1 protein-coding gene is annotated in these 1,695 nt (G+C 73.4%); it reads right to left on the minus strand.

The features are described from left to right. Nucleotides 1-1,592, minus strand: a 1,592-nt coding sequence (locus VGD70_RS34805) for an acyl-CoA dehydrogenase (protein ID WP_331089049.1), incomplete at its 3' end; no start/stop codon positions are given. Nucleotides 1,593-1,695: the final 103 nt, after the last annotated feature.

A 1,695-nucleotide genomic window follows, 5' to 3' on the forward strand; every position in this document is an offset into this window, starting at 1 on the left:
ACCTCCACGCCCGTCGCGTGCATGTCGACGACCACCGCGGTGATGCCCTTGTGCTTGGCCGCAGTGGGATCGGTGCGGATCGTGGCCAGGCCGAAGCTCGACAGGTGGGCACCGCTGGTCCACACCTTCTGTCCGGTGACCAGCCAGCCGCCTTCGACCTTCACACCCCGCGTCTGCACCGCAGCGGCGTCCGAGCCGGCGCCAGGCTCGCTGAACAGCTGGCACCAGGTGACTCCCCCGGCCAGCGTCGTCGGCACCCAGCGGTCGATCTGCTCCTGGGTCGCGGTCTGGGTCAGCGTCAGCAGCACCCACCCGGTGATGCCCAGGTTGGGCGTCTCGACGGCGGCGAGCTCCTCCTCGATCACCAGCTGCTCGACCGGGCTCGCGCCGCGGCCGAACGGCGCCGGCCAGTGCGGCACCAGGTAGCCGCTCTCCGCGATCACGCGACGGCGATCGGCCTCCGGAGTCGCCCGGTAGGTCTCGACGAACGCCCGCGCGGCCGCCCGGTACTCCTCCGCCTCCGGCGGCAGGTCCACGCCGTATGCGCGGCGCACCCCGGACTCGGTCAGGCCGTACAGGACGTCGGCGGGGTCCCCCGCCGCCGCGAGCAGGTTCCGCAGGCTGACGGCGCGGCGCAGGTAGAGGTGCGCGTCGTGCTCCCAGGTGAAGCCGATCCCGCCGTGCACCTGGATGTTCTTCTCCGCGTTCTCGACGTAGGACGTGAACGCCAGCTCGGCGGCGGCCGCGGCGGCCAGCTCGGCCTGGTCCCCGTGCGCGGCCCGGGCGGCGTCCCAGCTGACGGCGATCGCCAGCTCGAGGCGGATGAGCATGTCGGCCAGCGCGTGCTTGACGGCCTGGAAGCCGCCGATGATCCGGCCGAACTGCTCGCGGACCTTCGCGTACTCCAGCGCGGCGTCCAGGGTCGCCCGGGCGCCACCGGCGGCCTCGGCGGCGGCGATCGTGCGCAGCACCCGCAGCGCGACCGCTGCGCCACCCGCGACGACGGCGTCCGGACTGACGGCGACGCCCGAGAGCGTGACGGTCCCGAAGCCCAGCGAGGGGTCGAGCGGCTGCTCCTGGTGCACCGTCACGCCGTCCGCGCCGGCGTCGACGATCACCAGGTCGTCCCCGACCCGGACCAGCAGGAGCGTCGCGGCCGAGCCGGCCAGCAACCCGGACGTCTCACCGGTCAGCGTCCCGCCATCGAGCGTCACCGATCCACTGAGCGCGACCCCGGCGATGACCGATCCGTCGGCCAGCCCGGCCAGGTGGCCCTTCCGCTGCGCTTCCGTGCCGGCCTCGGCCAGCGTCGCCGAGGCGACGATCGACGGCAGGAACGGAGCGGGGGAGATGGCATAGCCCAGCTCGTCGGCCACCACCGCCGCCTCGGCGAGCGTGTAGCCGGAGCCGCCGTACTCCTCGGAGACGTGCAGGCCGAGCCAGCCCTGGGCGGCGATCTTCTGCCAGAGCGCGCCGCCGTCGCCGGAACCGTCCAGCGCAGCGCGGGCCTGGGCCCGCAGGCCGTTCGCCGTCGAGAACGCGCGGACGACGTCGCCGAGTTCGCGGTGGTCTTCGGTGATGGCGAGGGGCACGGGCGCACAACCTTCCGGCCGACCGCACCCGGATCTCCGGGGCGGCACACGGCTCTGACAGACGTTTTACCGTAACCCGTCCGATTGCCCATTCACCAGTCGT

This window comes from Actinophytocola sp. (genome assembly GCF_036402745.1).
Taxonomy (GTDB): domain Bacteria; phylum Actinomycetota; class Actinomycetes; order Mycobacteriales; family Pseudonocardiaceae; genus Actinophytocola.